Genomic DNA, 18,294 nt, shown 5'->3' on the forward strand with positions numbered 1-18,294 from the left:
AGTTAACAAGTAGTTAAGAATCATTGCATTTTTCTACTCGGGATATCAATCCTTCAAACCACGATACCTGGCTGTGCGAATTTCCCGGATATAGTTGTCCAAGTCCGGCATATTCGCGTCCACGGCATCCTGCACAGCCCTCTCGTTATCATAAGGGACACGGATAAGCTGAATGTTGAACGGAGCAGGCGAATCCGACCCATGCATCCCTTCCAGAATGGCGTACGAAGCCTGCGGGATCTCAAGCGGATTGCCCACACTTCCAGTATTGAACAGCGTTTTGCCGCCAACATGCTGCAGATAAGCATTATGAATATCTCCGTATCCCGCTACATCAGCCGGATGTCCGCTGCTAGTCAGCGGTGACGAATCAAATAGCGACAAGCGGGCCTCCATACTGTCCCACGGCTGGATGCGTTCATAGACACTGCGGGGAGAGGCGTGAAACAGCCGAATCAGCCTTCCACTCATGTGAAATTCCACGGAGAAGGGCAACGACTTCAAATAATCCATTCGCTCTACCCCCAATTTGCGCCTATGCCATTCGAGCGTATCATTATCGGTTGGATTCGGTATAAAGTCATCCCAGTTGCCGCGGATGACTGTTTGGCAAAGCAAACGGATACGATCCACGGATTTATCCGAGTCAGGCCCCTTGCCTACCAGATCACCGAGGCAAATAACTTCCCGGATTCCGCGTTGCTCCAGATCCTTCGCTACTGCTTCCAAAGCAGGCATATTGCCGTGAACATCCGATATAACAGCTATTTTGTCCATGTCATCCTCCCCATTTCTTCATAATGTATTACGTAAAGTTCGTGAACGCCTTATTTATTTCCTGCAAATTGCGGTGTATCCCGCATTGATTTTTGGGAACGCAGCAGGTATGTTAGACGTAAACGTATCTAGTAAGAAGTTTGGCTTATTGATCATGCGCTTAGCAGGAGGAGGCTTCATCATTGAAAAAGATTGTCATTATGCTGATGCTGTTTATTTTAACATGGCCTCAGCTTGCCGCCGCGGCAGTGCCGGGGAAATCCGGGCGTGTTGCAGACTTGGCGGGCATGTTTCCTGCCAACGCAGTTGAGAAGCTTGGCCAGCAGGCGGACAAAGGCCCCTATGCCTTTTATATTCTTACCCTGGACAGCCTTGAGGGCAATGAGCCCAATGAATATGCGACACAGGTCTACAGGGACTGGAAGCTGTCTTCAAACGATGTGCTGCTGCTGATTGCCAAGGAGGAGCGATCGGTGGAGATGAATTACCTCAACCAGACTTTGGACCAGGCATTGGCGGCTTTACCTGCCGATTATGATCGCAACGGCCAACAGGAAGCACCGATTACCGAATTTCTGAATCGGCATTTCATCCCTTCTGCCAAGGAAGGCGACTTTGCGCGCGGCGTCTTGTCGACCATGGAAGCTGTGCGCAAGCTGAAGGTTTCGGGCAGCCAGAGCGGAACCGCTGCAAGCGGCCCGTCGGCCACAACGATCGCAATAGCCGGAGCGGCTTCTGTTGCCATCATCGGCGCCATCATTGCGGCTCAGGCGTTGATGCGCGGAAGGAATGCAAGGCGCCGCCTTGCAGACCAGCTTGCCCGGGCTGAACGGCTGATGGCGCGGATTCCCCGGGAGAGCGACGAGCTTAAGCCGTTCATCGGGTTTTTACAGGGAGAGAGCGAGAAACTTGCTGCTGCAGCCGAGCGGCAGTTAGGCGAGCAGTTGGTCCGGCTCGATCAACTGAACAAGGAAGCAGCCGGCAAGCAAATTGCTCTTTATAAAGTTAAGGAGTTGCGGACAGCCGAGCAGCAGCTCAAACAAGCTGTGGATGATATTGAAGCACGGATCGATCAATCCCGTCAGGAAATCGGGCGGCTTCAGGAAGCGGACAGCACCATCAAGCAGCGGATTGGGAGACTAACGGAGCTGCTTGAGGAATGTCGCAGCCGTCTCGATCAGGCTGTTTCTGACACAGGCTTTGAGCTGGGGGCGCTGCGCAAGTCGCTCAAGGAGCTTGAAGCTGAGCGCAACGAACTTGACAAGCTGAGAGTATTCGACCCGATTGCCGCTTGTGAGGAAGTAGCGGACTCCAAAAGCGACTCCGGCAAGCTGCTGGAAGATATCCGCAACATTCGTCCCTATGAGGAAGGATACCGGAAGTTCCCGGAGGAAGCCGCGGCCTTGAGACAGAAGTTGGACGCTTTGGCGCATGAACACGGCGTTCATCTTGCTCTGTCACGGCTCCGTCCCGACAAACTGATTGATCAGGCTGGACAACTAAATGAAGAATTAATGATCCACCTCAGAGAGGGCGAGATCCAGAAGACTGCCCTTTTAGGGGAACAGCGCCAAACTCTGCTGAACAAGGCACTGGAAATAACAGTGAGACAAGGTGAACTCAAACGTCTGACAAAAGAAAATATCGGATACATCCAGTCCAAGCAGAAAGCCTATGAACAGGACATGTATCATATTTTGGAGCTGTTCAGCGCGGCCAAGCTTAAATATAGCGTTAATCATTGGCAGGAGTTGGAAGAGCAATACCAACGCATGATCGTAATCGTGAAGGAGATTCCACAGCGCGTAACCTCGGCAGCAAGACTTTGTGAAGACGATGAGCAGCAATATGATGCGGCCCATGAGAGGCTGGAGCAACTGCTCACCGATGTGCGCAATGCAGACGAATTGACGGCCCGATGCGTCTCAACACTGTCCGAACTGGATGCGAGAACGGATTCGGCCAAAAGAATGAGTGCCTCCGCTTGGGAGCAATTCCAGCGCAGCGAAGCACGAATCCGACAGGAAAATATCCCTTATCATCCTGAATGGACAACAATCAGCGGAGACATTCATAATTTGTATGATCAGTGCCAGCGAATGTCAGCAGCCGGCAAAATCAACCTGGACAAACTGGAGCAAGCCGTCCAGCAGCAAAGCCAAAAAGTGGAGGGCTTTGTCGAAGCAGTAAACCAGGCCGCCTATTGGAAGGCACAGACAGAAGACAGCTTTGCCGACGCCCACGCCAAATATGAAGCCGTCAGTCGCCGCTCAGGCAACCGCATCAACTTGTCGCATTACAACAAGCGATATACAGAGCTGCGAACAGCAAGCGAGCACTTGTACAATGAGGGCAGCTACAAAGAAGCGATGGAGCGAATCGCGGCAGTCAGAGCAATCATTCAAGGCATGGAAAGCGATTATCAGACTGCTATTGCAATGGAAAGAATGGCGGCTGAACAACGAAGAAGGGCACGTTCAGGGGGCGGAGGCTCTTGGGGCTCCGGCGGATCGGGTGGATCAGGAGGTTCTTCCGGCGGAAGTTCATGGGGCGGCAAAGGCGGAAACTCCTCAGGGGGAAGCTCATGGGGCGGCGGCAAAAATTCATCCGGCGGCTCCAAGTGGTAAAATCGGGGCTGTCCCAAAAGTGTACGCACGGCAGGGAACATCCCAATTTTCAAGCGAAAAGGACCTCAAATTCCACTGCAAAGTGGAATTTGAGGTCCTTTTTATCGATGAAATTCGGTTCTAAGCGGGGCTAAAAAAATCACAAATTAACTTTTGGGACAGCCCCATTTGCACTCTGTTTGTATTGAATTATATTTCACCGTGAAACGAGCTTCTGCCGCCAAAGGACGGCAAAGACGTTGATGTTCGGCTTACAGCGAAATCAATTTCCCGGTTGCTCTGGATTCAAAAGCAGCGAGAATCACTTCCAAAGAGCGGCGGCCTTCTTCGCCGGAAACGGACGGGGGAGTTTTCGTTACAATGCTGTCCACGAAAGCGTTGATGACACCGCTTGTCGTCTGCTTTTCATTCGTGGCGATGGCCCCTACCTGATGGCGCTCAACCGAGCCGTTACGCAGCTCCACGATGACCTGATCGACCGGGTCGGTCCCGATTTTCAGGACGCCGTTCTCGCACCATAGCACCGTGCTGTTATCCTCGCCCTTGTAGTACGTCCAGCTGGCGACGAGCGATCCGATTGCCCCGCTCTTCATTTGCAGAATGCAAACCGCATTGTCGTCCACATCCGTTTCCTTGTCGATGGTTGCAATCAGGCCGCCGACAACAGCTACTTCATCGTCAAGCAGCCAGCGGATCAGGTCGGCCTTGTGAACACCCAGGTCGCCCATAGCTCCCATAGTTGCTTCTTCCTTGCGGAAAAACCAGCTCGAACGCCCGTCTACACTCCAGCCCTCAGGCCCCGGATGTCCAAAGGAGGTGCGGAAAGACAACACGCGCCCGAGCCTGCCTGTCTTCAGCAATTCCTTCGCTTTGACATGGGGAGGCATAAAACGCTGATTATGTCCAACCATCAGGTAGACGCCGTTCTCCTTTGCAACCTCGATCATTTGTGCAGCTTCCTCGTCGGTAGATGCCATCGGCTTTTCTACAAGCACATGCGCCCCGGCCTTGGCCGCATCGATGGAGATGGAGGCATGGGTCGCATTCGGCGTACAGACACTTACTGCATCCGGCTTGATTTCGTCGAGCAACACCTTGTAATCCGCGTAAACTTTGGCGCCAAACGGCGCTGCACACTGCTCGGCACGGGCGACGTTCGGGTCGCAAAACGCCACCAGTTCTACATGCTCATTGTCTTTATACTCCGGGATATGACGTCTTTGCGCGATTGCCCCGCATCCAATTACCGCAACTCTGATTTTGCTCATACCATTTAGCTCCTCTTTATGATTTATAGTTTTCGCTCAGCCATTCCCTGCTTGTCTTGACAGCCTCCAGCGGAGGGTTGGCACAACGGTCCTGCTCCACAATAATCCATTCCACATCCGCTTCCTCGGCAGACGCAATAATGCTTGGGAGATCCAGATCCCCTTGTCCCAATTCAACGGTATCTATCTGCTCTCCAGGCTCACCTTTGCGGTAATCCTTCAGATGGAGAAGCGGAAGTCTGCCTTTATACTTGGCAATATACGCCAGCGGATCAAGTCCTGAATATTGAACCCAGCCAATATCCATCTCCACCTGAAGACGTTCTGGCGATACTTTCTCATAAATCGTATCGAATACATAATTGCCGTCCAGTTTTTCTGTGAATTCAAAATCATGATTGTGGTACCCGAAAATCAGACCTTCTTTGCGGAACGCCTCGCCGAATCGCTCCAGCTTCTCAATCAACGCAAGCCACTTCTCATCGCTTCCCCGGTCATTCTCCTGCAAGTAAGGCAGAACGCCATAGCGGGCGCCGATCGTTTTCAAATATTCAATTTCGCCTTCCAGATTATTTTCAAGCTGCTCCAGGCTGATATGACTTCCGATTGCAGTCAGACCAAGCTCCGTTAACAGCGCTTTCAATTCTTCTGCGCTCTTCCCGCCATATCCGGCGAATTCGACACCTTCATAGTTCATTGCTGCTACGGCTCTTAAAGTTCCTTCAAAATCCTTCTCTGCACTGTCGCGCACGGTATACAGCTGCAGGCCGATTTTCAACGCTCCCATATCCAAAATCCTCCTAATATTGGTAGTGAATATCCTGATGTCTATCTGCTGTTCAGCGATTCCCCAAGCGGCAGACTCGCTTAAAACCTTCATTTCTATCTTCTATTATAAAAAAACTTGCATGAGTGCCGCCATGCCGTATATCGTTATTATATGAACAATTCTGCTGCCGAATTTCAAATCATGAGGAAAAGGAGCCGATGCTTAGCATGGAAGCAGGATTATTAATGTGTGGTTTTTCGCATCATACCCAACTCTTCTCCCATATGTATGAACCGAACCGCTCCGGGTATCTGTTCCGGCTGCAGACCGAAGGCCGCGCAACCGCGCTGGTCAACGGCGCTATGCGCGAAATTACGGGAGGCGACTTGTTGCTCTATGCCCCGGAAGACCCGTATCAATTAACAATTTCGCCCTTCGACCATCCCCAGCGGGGACGCGTCATATCCAGCAGTGACTATTATTTGTCCTGCTACGGCGGCTGGATTGACAAATGGTGGAAGCGACGCAAAAGGCCTCAATTGATTCGGATTGATCCTGAGGATCGGCTCCTGTCGCTATGGCGAAATCTCATTCTGGAGAGACGGGCCATTGGAGGAGATCAGCCGGAATTGACCGATTACATGCTGCGCAGCCTGTGTCTGAGCATCGATCGGAAGATTGATGAACAATCCTCGCAACAGGGACGTCTCTTTATCGCTTCGCGCATGAAAGCCTATATCGAGGAACACGCTACCTCATCCATGCGCGTCGAAGACCTGGCCAACCATGTCCAGCTCAGCGTATCGCGCGCCTCTCACCTGTTCAAAGAATACGTGGGCAAATCCATTATCGAGTACGCCCTTGAAATACGGCTGTCGGTGGCGGAGGAGCGTATCAAATACAGTTCCATGACGCTCGAGCAAATCGCCGAGACATGCGGCTTTGGCAGCTACTCCTACTTCTTCCGCATCTTCCGCAGAAAGCACGGCATTTCACCGGCTGAATTCAGACGCAGTTTCACGTCCGGCATCTCGCTGACCACACCTGAGGAGCAGATGGGCAGTGACAACCCTTAAGATGCGTAATTCATATAAAAAGCTTGTCCGCCAGCAATTTGGAACGGACAAGCTTCAAGAGTGAGTGGAACAGCTATTGTCCATTCCCGTTTATCAGCCATACAACTGCCCATACAAGTGCCGTATTGACAATGAACAGAAGTGGAATGCCGATGACAAAGGACGCATGCTTCGTCTTGTGGCTCCACATTCGCATACCAAGCCAAATTCCCGCTGCCCCGCCAAAAGCAGCTGTACCAAACATCTGCTTTTCCGGTATGCGTCTGACCCGCCGCCGGGCTTTCCGCTTATCCGCATGCATCAGCAGCAGACCTGCCGTATTAATAATCAGCAAATAAATAATGAGAATTATCATTTGCGCATGTAATAGGCCGCATCTGTGGCCCCTTTCTCCGCTTTCCCGCTAAATACCAGCACATAGTCGCCAATCTCATATTCCATCGACCATGTATCGGCATAGAACACATTATGGCTATTGTCCCCCGGGGAATGCATGGTATAGCCGTCTCCGAGCACAGCCGCTATTTCCTCGAAGGTCTGCCCTACTTTGACGCCGAACAGTTCGCTTCCACTCCTAAAACCCATTTGCTGGATCGTTCCGTCTATAAGCTGATCGTCGTTATCCTTGCGGGCATCGGTGAACAGGACAAGTCGGGGATAAGAGAAATACAGACCGCCTTCCCAATAATCCATGGTCTCAGGCTCCCCCCAATCCCTGATGACATCGCTGGTTAAATCGCCAATTCCAAACTCAATGCCCTCAATAAGGCCTTCCGAAGCTGAAGATGGGAATTTTTTCTCTATCCCGTCTTCAGACGTTGGCACTTGTTTCTCCTCCGATTCATCCGTCTGCTGCCCGTTATTCGTATGGTTTATGGTCTCTGCCGGTGTATTGGCAGCACATCCTGACAAAAGCACAGTCGAGATGATCATACTCGCCGTCCATCGCTTCCATTCCATTTATACCCTCTCCTTTGCGGTCTCTTGTCTATTTTAAACGATGGAGAAGGACATGCTCAACCAAGCCCGGAGGATCATTTAACCAGGACATAACACTCTTCGGGCTGCGAGGTAATGAAGGGACTTGGTGTGCCAATTGAGAAAATCCGCAGCGCATGCATCGCTCGTGTGCAAACCGTATAGAAGAGCTTGCGCTCGCTTTCCCTGGCGTAACACGCAACGGAACCATCATATACAATAACCGCGTCAAATTCGACTCCTTTGGCCAGATAAGCAGGAATTACCTGAGCTCCTTTGGCGAATGAGCCCGTGCCCTTCTTGATCAACTGCAGCGAGATGCGCTCTTTTAGACTCTCATAAGCATTCAGGCTCTCTGCGGCGGTTTTGCAGATCAGACCGATCGATTCATAGCCCTCGCTTTGCAGCTGCCGAATTTCTTCATGTATTCTGTCATGCCATTCATTCCTGTCCACCACCGCAACCTTCGGCAGTTCGCCGCTCCGGTCAAAGGGAATAATGTCTTTGCCTTCGACCATGCATTTAGTAAACTCAACAATCTCCTTTGTCGAACGATAGCTGCGGGTTAAGCGAATGACTTCGGTCTGATCCCCACCGAACAAGTCCGCAGCTGGCTGGAGATTCCCCAGGACAGAAGTATGAGCGTAGATGGATTGATTAAAATCCCCAAGCGCCGTCATCCTGCTTCGCGGGAACAGATGCTTCATGAACTCAAGCTGGAACGCCGAGTAATCCTGGACTTCATCAATAACAACATGGCGGACATGCGTATTCATGCGAAAGCCGTTAAGCAGTTCGGTCAAATACAGGTATGGAGTCGCATCCTCATAGGACAAACAGCCGTCAGCCAGCGCTGCCGTCGTCTGCCCTGCAATTTCAGTCCAAGTCCGCGGCAGCTCCTCCTCCAGAAGCGCCAGGGACGCTGCCAAGCCGTTCTGGCTGAACAACAGGCTATACATCTTTCTGACATCTACAAATTCCAAGCACTTTACCCATGTGCGCACCGGGGACAGCTGCTGCTGTACGATAATGCCGGCGAGAATGACTTTTTCCTGATCCAGATCATCGAAGGTTTCGATTTCATTCCGGCTTGACTTGCGCAGACGCTGATAAGCGCGCTGATATTCCTCTTCGCTCAGCAGTTCCATCTCTTCTTCAACCCACTGCTGCTTGCGCTGCAGCTTCTCAAATGACTTCAGCTCTCCGAGTACCCACTCCTTGAGCAGTTCAATTCGGTTAGGAATACGAATGGCTGGGTCCAGAGAATAAAAATGTTGGCTTAATCGCTCTGCAGAGATGACTTCATAGCCCCGAAAGCGTACCGGCTTGAACACCATACCCTCCGTGCCAAGCTTCCGGACATAACTTTGCAGCAGATGAAGAAAAGCGGCGGAAGATTTATACCCGATTCCCTCCAGCCGAATCTCATAACCGCCGGCTTGTTCCTGTGCAAGTACGTATTCAATTTGATCAAAAGGATCTTCCACTGCAAACTCGCTGCCAAGTCGGCTTTCCAGATATTCCTGGAACGTCGTCTGCACCATGTTTTCCTCACCAAGCTCAGGAAGAACAGTGGAGACATAACTGTTAAACAACGGATTTGGAGAAAAGAGCACCATCTGATCCGCTTTAAGCGTCTCACGATGCCTGTAAAGCAAATACGCAACTCGCTGCAGCGCGGCGGATGTTTTGCCGCTGCCTGCTGCTCCCTGGACAATAAGCATCTTGGCCTGCTCATTGCGAATCACCTGATTTTGCTCGCGCTGAATGGTCGCTACTATACTCCGCATCTGAGCATCGGCTGTCCGGCTCAGCGCCTGCTGCAGCAATTCATCGCCAATCGTGATGCCGGTATCGAAGAGAAAACGAATCTGCCCGTCACGAATGACAAATTGCCGCTTCAGCTCCATCTCCCCCGCAATGCGCCCGGACGGCGTATCATACTGTGCAGCGCCCGGACCGTAGTCATAATACAGGCTTGAAATGGGAGCGCGCCAGTCATAGATTAGAAAATCGAGGCCGTCCTCTTCAATAAAGGAGGCAATCCCAAGATAGATTTGATCAACTTGCTTCCCGCCTTCCTCTCGGAAGTCGATTCGTCCGAAATAAGGCGACTGAATGAGGCGCTTATATTTGTCTAGCCGCATACGCGCATGGCGGTGGCTCCGCTCTCTCTCATTCATAATATCTGCTTGCTGCTTCATGCTGAAATAGGTTTCGATCAGGTCCTCCGCATTGCTCAAGTTGATGGTGACCTCATCCCAAAAATGCTTGCGAATTTCTACAACATCCGAACGAACTCCGCTTGTTCGTTCCTCCAGCGCAGCGACTTCCTTACGGATTTTACGCGTAACCGAGTCGACCCGCTCCTGTTCAGCCTGCCACTGTTCTTCAGAAATACTCATCGGTCTTCGCTCCCCTCCAGAAAAAAATGTTCAAACCCTATCAGAAACAAGATGCGCGATATTGACAAGAGATAAAACAGGGATTATAATAAAAGTAATAAATAATAATTGTGTTACTTTTTTCTCTTTTTAGCGATCATTTCTATTGTACCAGTAGTCTGTCGTGAAATCAACACACCTCCAGCTTTATACAGGCTGGAGGTTTTTAGCTTAAATTCTTCATACTGGAGGAAAAAACGATGTCCATTTATAACATTGACGTCCGCACAATTGAAGGCACTGATACGACCCTGGAAGACTACGAGGGCAAAGTCCTGCTTATCGTCAACACAGCGAGCGCATGCGGCTTGACCCCTCACTATGCAGGTCTTCAGCAGCTTTATGAGGATTACGGCGATCAAGGGCTTGTGGTGCTGGGTTTCCCGTGCAACCAGTTTGCCGGACAGGAGCCCGGAACAGAAGAGGAAATCAAATCGTTTTGCGAGCTAAACTACCAGGTAACCTTCCCGCTATTCGGCAAAATTGATGTGAAGGGCGACAACATCCACCCATTATACGCCTATTTGCTTGAGCATACGCCGGCTCCTTATCAGAACGGGGACATCGAATGGAATTTTGCCAAGTTTCTTGTGGATCGTGAAGGTCATGTTGTCAAACGTTTCGGGTCCAGAACCGAGCCTTCCTCCCTCGAGAGCGACATTAAGCAGCTTCTGTAATTTCCCTCCTAAAATTATGACTGGATGCCTTGTTTTCCCATGCGGAAAGCAGGTCTCCGGTTATAAAAAAATTTTCTCAAAAAACTATTGCGCAGTTATTCATTTTATGGCATAATTCTTTTTGTGCTAAGCTGAAACAATTTCCTTCGCAGCACATTGTTGGTACGCCGTTGTAGCTCAACTGGTAGAGCAACTGACTTGTAATCAGTAGGTTGGGGGTTCAAGTCCTCTCGACGGCACCACTTTCGGGACGTAGCTCAGCTTGGTAGAGCACCTGGTTTGGGACCAGGGGGTCGCATGTTCAAATCGTGTCGTCCCGACCATTATATTGAATAGATGTTATGGAAAACCTGATGTAGCAGGTTTTTTTATTTGCCTTTTTTCTATATATGACATATGCTGCATGATTTTTAATACACGCATCTTTTGGTGCGTGTTTTTTTATTCTCATTTCCCTCTACCCTCTCCGCTTTCCAAAATCTTTATATATTCCCTCGTCGTCTGTCATCTAATTTCAAGTCTCCCTTATGATTCTCGCCTTTTAGGGCCATACTAATTCTATCTGATTCCTTGTACTGGAAAGGAGCCTCGTATGGCTGACAATATGAACAGTACCTCCAACCCGGAGATCCGTACGGCCCCCGGATCATCATTGCCCGTTTCGTCCGCCACAAAGCTGCACCCGCTTGTCGAGTTTCATTTTGACCGCTCCTGGCAGGATGAGCTACAGAGCCGCCTGTCCAAAAATGGCCCTTGGGATGACTGGACGCTCTACAAGCTCGCTGTTGAGGCGCATGAAGCCGAAGCGATCAGCAGCTTTGATGAGATGCAATGTCTGCGCAGCTTGCCTGAGTTGGAACCGATGCCCCATCAGCTGTCAACGGCTGGGAAGGTCGTCCATGAAATGGGCGGGCGGGCTATACTTGCAGATGAAGTCGGGCTCGGCAAAACCATTGAGGCTGGACTCATTTTGAAAGAATATATGGTGCGCGGACTTGTGCGTAAAGCTCTCATTCTCGTACCCGCCTCCCTCGTACTGCAATGGGTTCGCGAGCTGAACCAAAAATTCGGCATTGCTGCCGTCGCGCAAAAGAAGACGCATATGTGGCATTATGATGTCGTCGTAGCTTCAATCGATACCGCCAAGCGCGACCCGCATCGCGACCTTCTTCTTGGCTCCGATTTCGATATGCTGATTATCGATGAGGCTCATAAGCTTAAGAATAAGAAGACAACCAATTATCAATTCGTCACAGAACTGCGCAAAAAATACTGTTTGCTGCTTACCGCTACCCCTGTCCAAAACAATCTTGATGAGCTGTACAATCTCATTACATTGCTCAAGCCGGGACAACTAGGCGGCCAGAGCGACTTTGCTGCCAATTTTGTGGTCGATAAAAGAATGCCTAAAAATGAAGAGCAGCTTCACGAAGCGCTTTCTACGGTTATGATCCGCAACCGACGGGGCGATGGCGGCATTCATTTCACCAAACGAATTGTTAAAAATATTCCGATCGAGCTGTCTCCTGAGGAAATGGCGCTATATAACGGGGTAACCGCCTTTGTAAAGGAACAGTATGACCGCAGCGGCGGCGACCTGACCAGCATGCTTTCGCTTGTGACCTTGCAGCGGGAAGTATGCAGCAGCCGCGATGCTGTATTTCTTACTTTGGTCAACCTGTTCAAAAAGACAGGGGAGGACTCCCCGCTGCGTCCGAAAATATGGGAGCTTGTGGATACGATCAAGCAAATTACCTCAAACACCAAAGCGGAAAAGGCGCTGGAGCTGATCCAGCAAATGAATGATAAGGTTATTCTGTTCACGGAGTATCGGGCCACCCAGGAATATTTGCTGCAATTTTTCCGCAGTCATAACCTGGTAGCCGTCCCTTATCGGGGTGGAATGAACCGCGGCAAAAAGGATTGGATGATGGATCTGTTCCGCGGGCGAGCCCAGGTGCTGATTGCTACTGAGGCAGGTGGCGAGGGAATCAATCTGCAATTTTGCCACCATATGATCAACTTTGATCTGCCATGGAACCCGATGCGGGTCGAACAGCGAATCGGACGCGTACATCGGCTTGGGCAAACGGAAGATGTAAAAATCTATAATTTATGCACGATGGGCACGATCGAGGAGTATATCGTCAATCTGCTTCATGAGAAAATCAATCTGTTCGAGCTGGTAATTGGCGAGCTGGACCATATTCTGGAGCGCTTCGAAAAGGAAGAGCAGCCGCTGGAGAAGCAGATCGCCAAAATGATGCTTGAATCATCAGGAAATTCGGAACTGAAAAATCGGCTGGATGAATTGGGTAATACGATCGGCCATCTGCGCAACCCGGATACGGATACTGAAGTCCCTATGGCCAAACTTAAATCCAAAGCAGCGATCGGCGCTTTCCTGGATCGTGTCAGTCATGAAGTGGAGGTCAAGCCATGAACCAAAAGCAGATCCACCGTTTTCTGCAGCAGTATTTGGAGGCTACCAACTGCCATATTATCGAGAAATCCCCTGCCCACTTTACCGTCAAGCTGTCTCCGGAGGCCGACCGCGTCCTGACGAACCGACCGTATTATTGGAGCTTCGTGGATCGTACAGGGGCAGAGCCGGAGACGATGTCCTTCTTATTGGTTACCGATAAAGCTAAATATGACAGTCTGGCTGAAGGAAACGATGAGAAGAGCGGCGCTGCCAGGCTGCAAGCATCTCCCCAGACTGCGGCCAGCCAGATTGCCGGACAGATGAACAATCAGGTGAATCAGGCTTTGGCCCGCTCCTACGGCATTGTGCCGACACAGGTACTGGCGATGAACCGGATTCCACGGGATGATGTCCACTTCGGCTCCAAGCGGCTCAAGCAACTGTTTGAGGCTGCTCGAGGGCAAGGAAGCTATGTATATTTATTTCAGGAGCCGGATACCCGCTCTCGCAATCCGTTCGAATCGACGCCGTATACGCCCTGGCTTGGCATTAATATCAAAGTAGAATTCCAATGCGACAGAAAGCGCGAGGAGTTGTACTCCTTCGGCATATCGATGGCCACCGGTCATTATGTGGAGTCGTTTCAGCAGCAGCTGAACGCTCTTAAAATGACCCCTCGCCTTCCAGCTAATGTTCACATTGCTCCAGCGGGAATCAGCTTGAAAAAAGCGGTGCAGACCATAGAGAGCGCGCTGGAACGCAAGCTGAGGGCGCAGAATTACCAATGGGCCGAGGAAGCAGGCAAGCGGCTTGAGGAGGAGCAGGAAATTGTCCGGCATTACTACGACAAGCTGCTCTCGTATGTGGAAGAGGACAAGCGGGAAACGATTCAAGCACAATATGATAGCCGCAAGGCGGAGATCGACTGGCAGTTTAGACCTCGCGTGACGGCATCCGTCATAAATTGCGGAATCTTTCATTTGGCTGGCATCGGATAACGGCAATCAGACGGAGTTCGCACCATAACGTCAAAAATAGAACATGCCGCGGTTGTCCGCCGCGACATGTTCCAACACCCTTCACAAGCCCCATTCGGTAAAATGATTATAGTCTTTGCATATGGCCGCAGAAATCCGGCTTCACAAGCGTAAACGGCTTTGCCGTCCTTTGACCGGCAGAAACTTCGTTTCGTGGTGAAATATAAGCTCATTTACAAAGGAAACTTTATAAATGCTTATATTTTTAAAAAGCTTTGTTGAAGGAGAATTAGAACATGAAAAAAAAATGGGTTTCTTATTTGACAGCTACTGTCTTGCTCTTTACCAGCATCACCGTTGTTCAGGGCAGCTATATGAAAGCAGCTTCCAGCTCTCCCCCTCCTGTTCCATCTGAATTGGAAGCACAAGCTACAATCTGGAAGCGAGAAATTGCCAGGCAGGAGCCATTTCAATCCTGGAAAACCGCTCAAACCGATATTTCCGCTCTTGGTCCCGGAACGCACAGCTGGCTTGTCAATCTGAATCTTGACGGCAAAATTGTCGGATACATGATCATTCATGCACGTCCTGAGGGCGGTTATCAACTAGGTGAGTATGGTCTTGGGGACGAGCCGTTGTATTCCTATCAATCGCTGTACCGGTCACTGGTGCAGCTTGCAATTATTCCTTCCGTGTCATCCCTTGAATCAGGACAAGCGGGCAAAGTTGCAGACCACGTCGCCGAGCAAATTTATGTTGACCCGCTTCATGCTGTATGGAAGGTTGAACCAGAATCTCAGTCCGGGGACAGCAAGGTCATTTATGTAGACGCCAAGACAGCGGAGCAACTTCCTTATACAGATCAACTGCCGAAAGCCCGGGCAAAATCTGTACAAACACCACTCGACACAACTAAGACTGAAAACGTTATTGCCATTTCCCACGCAGCCTACTTGCCGGAATTCGACGCTTATGACAGCTTTCCATGGCTGACCAAGGCCCCGCTTGACGTCTTGCAAAAATCACTGGCAAAACAGCTTGATCAAAACAAACGTCTGATCTTTACTTCCGAGCCCTGGGACTCCGCCTTGCGTTACGTGTGGGCAGTCAACAGCTATCATTTGTGGAATGATAATCAGCTTTACGTCGGAGTTGACCAGAACGGCCTGCGTTATATCCCCTTTAACTCCCTTGTAAGTCACGGCAGTTTTTATGAGCTATCATAAAAACTGTGGCAGAGCCTCCGTGTGAAAGGTTCTTCCGGTCGCTGTTGTTCCCATGACCATATCAACAAAATAAGGAGCAGCCACGACTCGTCGAAGCTGCTTCCTTATATGTAGGTAACATTATTTAAATGAAAGCCTTGTCCCTAACCATTCCTGATATGTATATTATGCAGCTGAAGTGTTTTATCCGCGAGCTCCTGATTATCACACTGTAAAATGACTTCGGTTTTATGCTCGGCGGATTTGATGAACCGGATCACTTGACTCTGCAAGCGGACGGTCAGCTCATCCTCCTGCTCCTCGCAGTTGTCGAATAAAGCGCGAAGCAGCCGCTTATCATCATCTGTAAGCTCGCCATAAATGATAACTTCCCGAATTCCGTTAATGGCATTGTCCCTGCTGTTCGGTACCATGTACTGATTCATAAAGGACCTGGATTTCTCGTCCTTCATTTGCTGCAAGAAAATTTGGAGAGGCACGCCCTGAAGCGCGGTCAAATAAGCGTTCCGCCACGGCATCGTCCGCTGAAGCAGATTAAAGAACCAGCGGAAGCGAAGCGGCTCGGGAGGCGTAATTGAAATTTCCTTACCGCTAATTTTGCGGTAGGATGCTTCGATATCCTCCACATCCAGCGCCAAACCGACAAGCCCTCGATGACCGTTATTGTATCGCTCCGTCCAGTCCTTCACCCACCCGCCGCCATCCGGCTTCTTGATACGCACCAGCTCAAAATACTCGCTGCCGATCCAAATATTTGATACTTTAAATCCTTTTGTCCCCTTGCCCCATTTCGGCTGATAGGGAAGACCTGCTGCCTGAACACTGGAGATAAAAGCCCGATCTTCCTGGATGAACGGGTCCACATTGACGACTAAATGATCAATCTTCAGCAATAATCACCGTCCTTCATGACAAAGATCTGCTTCTTAAAAAGTTTCATGCTCTGCCCGCTTTCGATTCTTTTTAAATATACTTTAATTTCTCTTTATTGTCACTTCATGGACAATATGCTCCCATGCTGATCATCATACCCTGTTCAACTTATACATCATAAAATGACAACGGCTCGAAAATAATATAATGGCGGTGTCAGGAAATCATCCTGCACCGCCATTTATGTTCAGCTCTATTCATTCGTGCTATTTTAACCGTCTTTTTTTGTGCCCCTGCCACCATACCTTAAGGCCCAGCGGCGCCAGTCCAAACCATCTGGTAAGCCAAGGCTCTCTCATGCTTCTTGCTTCTAGCCGGCTCTGCTTTCTCTGCTCTCTCGGGGTTTCCATGTAATTCACGACCCGTTCGGTCATAAACTTGACCCAATCCGTACCATTTGCCATTTTCGGCGCCCTCCTAACATACCATTGATGCCGCTCAATAGCCCCATTCCTTGCTTCTAGTATGACCAAAATTTTAACTGTCCATGCAAATTAGAAGCTGGCAGTAAAAAGCATATCAGGCAGCATTCTTGTTAGGTATGACTCCGGGAAGTTTGCGCACGATAAAGATAGAAAAATGCAAAATGCAGGGGAGAATAATCCGTATGCGTAGGGAACATCTGAATTCAAAAACAGGGCGATATGTAATCGCGTTTTGGCTGGTTATTTGTTTGTTTGCGGTCGCAGGAGACAGCGTTGCCGCTTCCCGAATTGGTCATACTCCTCATTTTGGTCAACAGCAGCTGCCAGAAGCGCAAGTGCTGATTGATGTCGGGCATGGCGGAATTGACGGGGGCACGAGCTATAAGGATATATTGGAAAAAGATATCAACCTCGCCGTAGCAAAGCAGCTTTATTTGCAGTTGAATTCACAAGGGATTCTCACTGCAATGAACCGCACCGGCGATTACGCCTTGAGCGATGATAACCGTTGGCATGGCGTTCGCTCCCGCCATCTTCGGGATTTGTCTCAGCGCCTCCAGCTTTCCAGAGAAATTCATCTGCAAGTGATGGTAAGTCTTCATGTGAACTGGGCGCGCGGCAGCAACAAACTCGGGCCGCTTGTGCTGCATCAGGAAGACGGCGGCAGCGCACTGCTGGCTTCCCTCATTCAGGAGGCACTGAATGACCAGCAGCATACAAACAGACTTCCCCAATTAGGGAAGCCGTTTTATTTGCTGCGCCAGGTTAAAATTCCAGCCGTTATCATCGAGATGGGCTTTATCAGCAATTCGCATGACCGGGCGATGTTGACAAGCACGAAAGGACAAGCAGAAGTCGCCACTGCCATCGCAGCAGGCTTACGGAAATATCTGCTTCTCATAGGCGGATGATGGAAGCAGTTCGCTAACCCGCACAAATTGTGCCTGCTTGGAAATTTCCCCGATTGAATTCCGAATTGCAGCGGATGTTTTCAGACCCGGCGGGCCGACATGACCGATTGCAACAACGGCGGCATGATCGGCCAGCTTTTTTTTCAGCCTTGCCACCTGCCCCACGATGTGGCTAGTCGTATACACATCATCCAAAAAGATATGATTGGACACAAGCGGAACATCCAGTTCGGCGGCTACGTCGGGAATTACGGATTTCGATGTCGTACGGCTGTCCAAGAAAAAAAGCCCCCGTTCCTTGCAAACTGTCAGCACAATCCGCATCACCCGCTCGTCTGCCGTTACTTTCGAACCCATATGATTATTCATACCGGAAGCATGAGGAACGTCATCTATTGCCGCTTCTGTGCGCTTGCGGATTTCTTCATCGCTCAGGTCCGTTGTAATGGCTCCCGGTCCCAGCCATTCTTTTTTTCCGCGATTAGGCTCCATGGGCATATGCACGATTACATCCAGCCCCCGCTTGAAGGCAGCTTCGGCATCCTGTTTAGTTGTGGGCATAAAGGGCATCACTGCCGCTGTAAAAGGGATGGACAGCTTCATCATTTCTTCCGTGCCCTTCATCCCATTGCCGAAATCATCGATGACAATAGCTACTTTCTTGTCTGGCTTGTCCGCCGCTGTACCGGCCAGCAGCGCCGCAATCAGCAGTACGATAGCTGGAATCCACATTCCCTTCGTTTTGTTCATTGCACATATCCCCTTCCATTACAATCATTTT

At 50.1% G+C, this 18,294-nt stretch carries 16 protein-coding genes and 2 tRNA genes; 9 read left to right on the forward strand and 9 right to left on the reverse strand.

Annotated elements, in window-relative coordinates; genetic code table 11:
- Nucleotides 1-45: 45 nt before the first annotated feature.
- Complete coding sequence (locus JFN88_RS23980; protein ID WP_199021873.1) at nucleotides 46-777, reverse strand: metallophosphoesterase family protein; 732 nt, start codon at nucleotides 775-777, stop codon at nucleotides 46-48.
- Nucleotides 778-959: 182 nt separating this feature from the next.
- On the opposite strand from JFN88_RS23980, the gene JFN88_RS23985 reads away from it, so the two are divergent.
- Entirely contained in the window at nucleotides 960-3,404 is a 2,445-nt protein-coding gene (locus JFN88_RS23985; RefSeq protein WP_199021874.1) for a septation ring formation regulator EzrA, read from the forward strand.
- Nucleotides 3,405-3,655: 251 nt separating this feature from the next.
- Here the strand turns inward: JFN88_RS23985 and JFN88_RS23990 are convergent, their stop codons facing one another.
- Together JFN88_RS23990 and JFN88_RS23995 are read right to left on the reverse strand one after the other, a co-directional pair.
- A complete protein-coding gene (locus JFN88_RS23990) occupies nucleotides 3,656-4,672 on the reverse strand; it encodes a Gfo/Idh/MocA family protein (protein WP_199021875.1) in 1,017 nt (338 codons plus the stop codon).
- A gap of 16 nt (nucleotides 4,673-4,688) precedes the next feature.
- Nucleotides 4,689-5,459: a sugar phosphate isomerase/epimerase family protein gene (locus JFN88_RS23995; protein ID WP_199021876.1), complete on the reverse strand. Its 771-nt coding sequence runs from the start codon at nucleotides 5,457-5,459 to the stop codon at nucleotides 4,689-4,691.
- A 209-nt stretch (nucleotides 5,460-5,668) separates the two neighbouring features.
- On the opposite strand from JFN88_RS23995, the gene JFN88_RS24000 reads away from it, so the two are divergent.
- The gene (locus JFN88_RS24000; protein ID WP_199021877.1) at nucleotides 5,669-6,517 is read left to right on the forward strand and encodes a helix-turn-helix domain-containing protein; all 849 of its coding nucleotides are present in this window, start codon (nucleotides 5,669-5,671) and stop codon (nucleotides 6,515-6,517) included.
- Nucleotides 6,518-6,590: 73 nt separating this feature from the next.
- Here JFN88_RS24000 and JFN88_RS24005 read toward each other — a convergent pair whose 3' ends face one another.
- The 3 genes from JFN88_RS24005 to helD all read right to left on the reverse strand — a co-directional run bounded on the left by JFN88_RS24005 (nucleotide 6,591) and on the right by helD (nucleotide 9,900).
- On the reverse strand, nucleotides 6,591-6,872 hold the full coding sequence (locus JFN88_RS24005; RefSeq protein ID WP_233168377.1) for a DUF1294 domain-containing protein: 282 nt from the start codon (nucleotides 6,870-6,872) through the stop codon (nucleotides 6,591-6,593).
- A complete protein-coding gene (locus tag JFN88_RS24010) occupies nucleotides 6,869-7,477 on the reverse strand; it encodes a DUF4309 domain-containing protein (RefSeq protein ID WP_199021878.1) in 609 nt (202 codons plus the stop codon). Before JFN88_RS24010 ends, JFN88_RS24005 begins: the two co-directional genes overlap by 4 nt.
- A 74-nt stretch (nucleotides 7,478-7,551) precedes the next feature.
- Nucleotides 7,552-9,900: an RNA polymerase recycling motor HelD gene (gene helD / locus JFN88_RS24015; protein WP_199021879.1), complete on the reverse strand. Its 2,349-nt coding sequence runs from the start codon at nucleotides 9,898-9,900 to the stop codon at nucleotides 7,552-7,554.
- A 239-nt stretch (nucleotides 9,901-10,139) separates the two neighbouring features.
- Here helD and JFN88_RS24020 point away from each other — a divergent pair, with 239 nt between their 5' ends.
- From JFN88_RS24020 to JFN88_RS24045, 6 genes are all read left to right on the forward strand, one after another.
- A complete protein-coding gene (locus JFN88_RS24020; RefSeq protein ID WP_199021880.1) occupies nucleotides 10,140-10,616 on the forward strand; it encodes a glutathione peroxidase in 477 nt (158 codons plus the stop codon).
- A gap of 166 nt (nucleotides 10,617-10,782) precedes the next feature.
- Nucleotides 10,783-10,858, forward strand: a tRNA-Thr gene (locus JFN88_RS24025).
- 4 nt (nucleotides 10,859-10,862) lie between these two features.
- Nucleotides 10,863-10,939 (forward strand) — tRNA-Pro (locus tag JFN88_RS24030).
- A 269-nt stretch (nucleotides 10,940-11,208) separates the two neighbouring features.
- Nucleotides 11,209-13,059: a DEAD/DEAH box helicase gene (locus tag JFN88_RS24035; RefSeq protein ID WP_233168379.1), complete on the forward strand. Its 1,851-nt coding sequence runs from the start codon at nucleotides 11,209-11,211 to the stop codon at nucleotides 13,057-13,059.
- Complete coding sequence (locus JFN88_RS24040) at nucleotides 13,056-14,039, forward strand: YqhG family protein (protein WP_199021881.1); 984 nt, start codon at nucleotides 13,056-13,058, stop codon at nucleotides 14,037-14,039. The genes JFN88_RS24035 and JFN88_RS24040 overlap by 4 nt, the downstream gene beginning before the upstream one ends.
- A gap of 275 nt (nucleotides 14,040-14,314) precedes the next feature.
- A complete protein-coding gene (locus JFN88_RS24045; RefSeq protein WP_199021882.1) occupies nucleotides 14,315-15,244 on the forward strand; it encodes a hypothetical protein in 930 nt (309 codons plus the stop codon).
- Between the two features lie 143 nt (nucleotides 15,245-15,387).
- Here the strand turns inward: JFN88_RS24045 and JFN88_RS24050 are convergent, their stop codons facing one another.
- Nucleotides 15,388-16,137, reverse strand: coding sequence for a VOC family protein (locus tag JFN88_RS24050; RefSeq protein ID WP_233168381.1), 750 nt, complete (start codon nucleotides 16,135-16,137; stop codon nucleotides 15,388-15,390).
- A gap of 246 nt (nucleotides 16,138-16,383) precedes the next feature.
- Nucleotides 16,384-16,581, reverse strand: a complete 198-nt coding sequence (locus tag JFN88_RS24055) for a YqzE family protein (RefSeq protein ID WP_199021883.1) — start codon at nucleotides 16,579-16,581, stop codon at nucleotides 16,384-16,386.
- 203 nt (nucleotides 16,582-16,784) lie between these two features.
- Here JFN88_RS24055 and JFN88_RS24060 point away from each other — a divergent pair, with 203 nt between their 5' ends.
- A complete protein-coding gene (locus JFN88_RS24060; RefSeq protein WP_199021884.1) occupies nucleotides 16,785-17,513 on the forward strand; it encodes an N-acetylmuramoyl-L-alanine amidase family protein in 729 nt (242 codons plus the stop codon).
- Here the strand turns inward: JFN88_RS24060 and JFN88_RS24065 are convergent.
- Nucleotides 17,481-18,263, reverse strand: coding sequence for a divergent polysaccharide deacetylase family protein (locus JFN88_RS24065; RefSeq protein ID WP_233168383.1), 783 nt, complete (start codon nucleotides 18,261-18,263; stop codon nucleotides 17,481-17,483). The genes JFN88_RS24060 and JFN88_RS24065 overlap by 33 nt on opposite strands.
- Nucleotides 18,264-18,294: the final 31 nt, after the last annotated feature.

The sequence above is a fragment of the Paenibacillus roseus genome (genome assembly GCF_016424485.1).
Classification (GTDB): domain Bacteria; phylum Bacillota; class Bacilli; order Paenibacillales; family Paenibacillaceae; genus Paenibacillus_D; species Paenibacillus_D roseus.

What these genes read in the sequence shown, in the direction of transcription:
- JFN88_RS23980 (WP_199021873.1), bottom strand. Translation starts at nt 777, where the DNA reads ATGGACAAAATAGCTGTTATATCGGATGTTCACGGCAATATGCCTGCT.
- JFN88_RS24040 (WP_199021881.1), top strand. Translation starts at nt 13,056, where the DNA reads ATGAACCAAAAGCAGATCCACCGTTTTCTGCAGCAGTATTTGGAGGCT.
- JFN88_RS24005 (WP_233168377.1), bottom strand. Translation starts at nt 6,872, where the DNA reads ATGATAATTCTCATTATTTATTTGCTGATTATTAATACGGCAGGTCTG.
- JFN88_RS24000 (WP_199021877.1), top strand. Translation starts at nt 5,669, where the DNA reads ATGGAAGCAGGATTATTAATGTGTGGTTTTTCGCATCATACCCAACTC.
- JFN88_RS24045 (WP_199021882.1), top strand. Translation starts at nt 14,315, where the DNA reads ATGAAAAAAAAATGGGTTTCTTATTTGACAGCTACTGTCTTGCTCTTT.
- JFN88_RS24065 (WP_233168383.1), bottom strand. Translation starts at nt 18,263, where the DNA reads ATGAACAAAACGAAGGGAATGTGGATTCCAGCTATCGTACTGCTGATT.
- JFN88_RS24020 (WP_199021880.1), top strand. Translation starts at nt 10,140, where the DNA reads ATGTCCATTTATAACATTGACGTCCGCACAATTGAAGGCACTGATACG.
- JFN88_RS24035 (WP_233168379.1), top strand. Translation starts at nt 11,209, where the DNA reads ATGGCTGACAATATGAACAGTACCTCCAACCCGGAGATCCGTACGGCC.
- JFN88_RS23990 (WP_199021875.1), bottom strand. Translation starts at nt 4,672, where the DNA reads ATGAGCAAAATCAGAGTTGCGGTAATTGGATGCGGGGCAATCGCGCAA.
- helD (WP_199021879.1), bottom strand. Translation starts at nt 9,900, where the DNA reads ATGAGTATTTCTGAAGAACAGTGGCAGGCTGAACAGGAGCGGGTCGAC.
- JFN88_RS24010 (WP_199021878.1), bottom strand. Translation starts at nt 7,477, where the DNA reads ATGGAATGGAAGCGATGGACGGCGAGTATGATCATCTCGACTGTGCTT.
- JFN88_RS24060 (WP_199021884.1), top strand. Translation starts at nt 16,785, where the DNA reads ATGCGTAGGGAACATCTGAATTCAAAAACAGGGCGATATGTAATCGCG.
- JFN88_RS24055 (WP_199021883.1), bottom strand. Translation starts at nt 16,581, where the DNA reads ATGGCAAATGGTACGGATTGGGTCAAGTTTATGACCGAACGGGTCGTG.
- JFN88_RS23995 (WP_199021876.1), bottom strand. Translation starts at nt 5,459, where the DNA reads ATGGGAGCGTTGAAAATCGGCCTGCAGCTGTATACCGTGCGCGACAGT.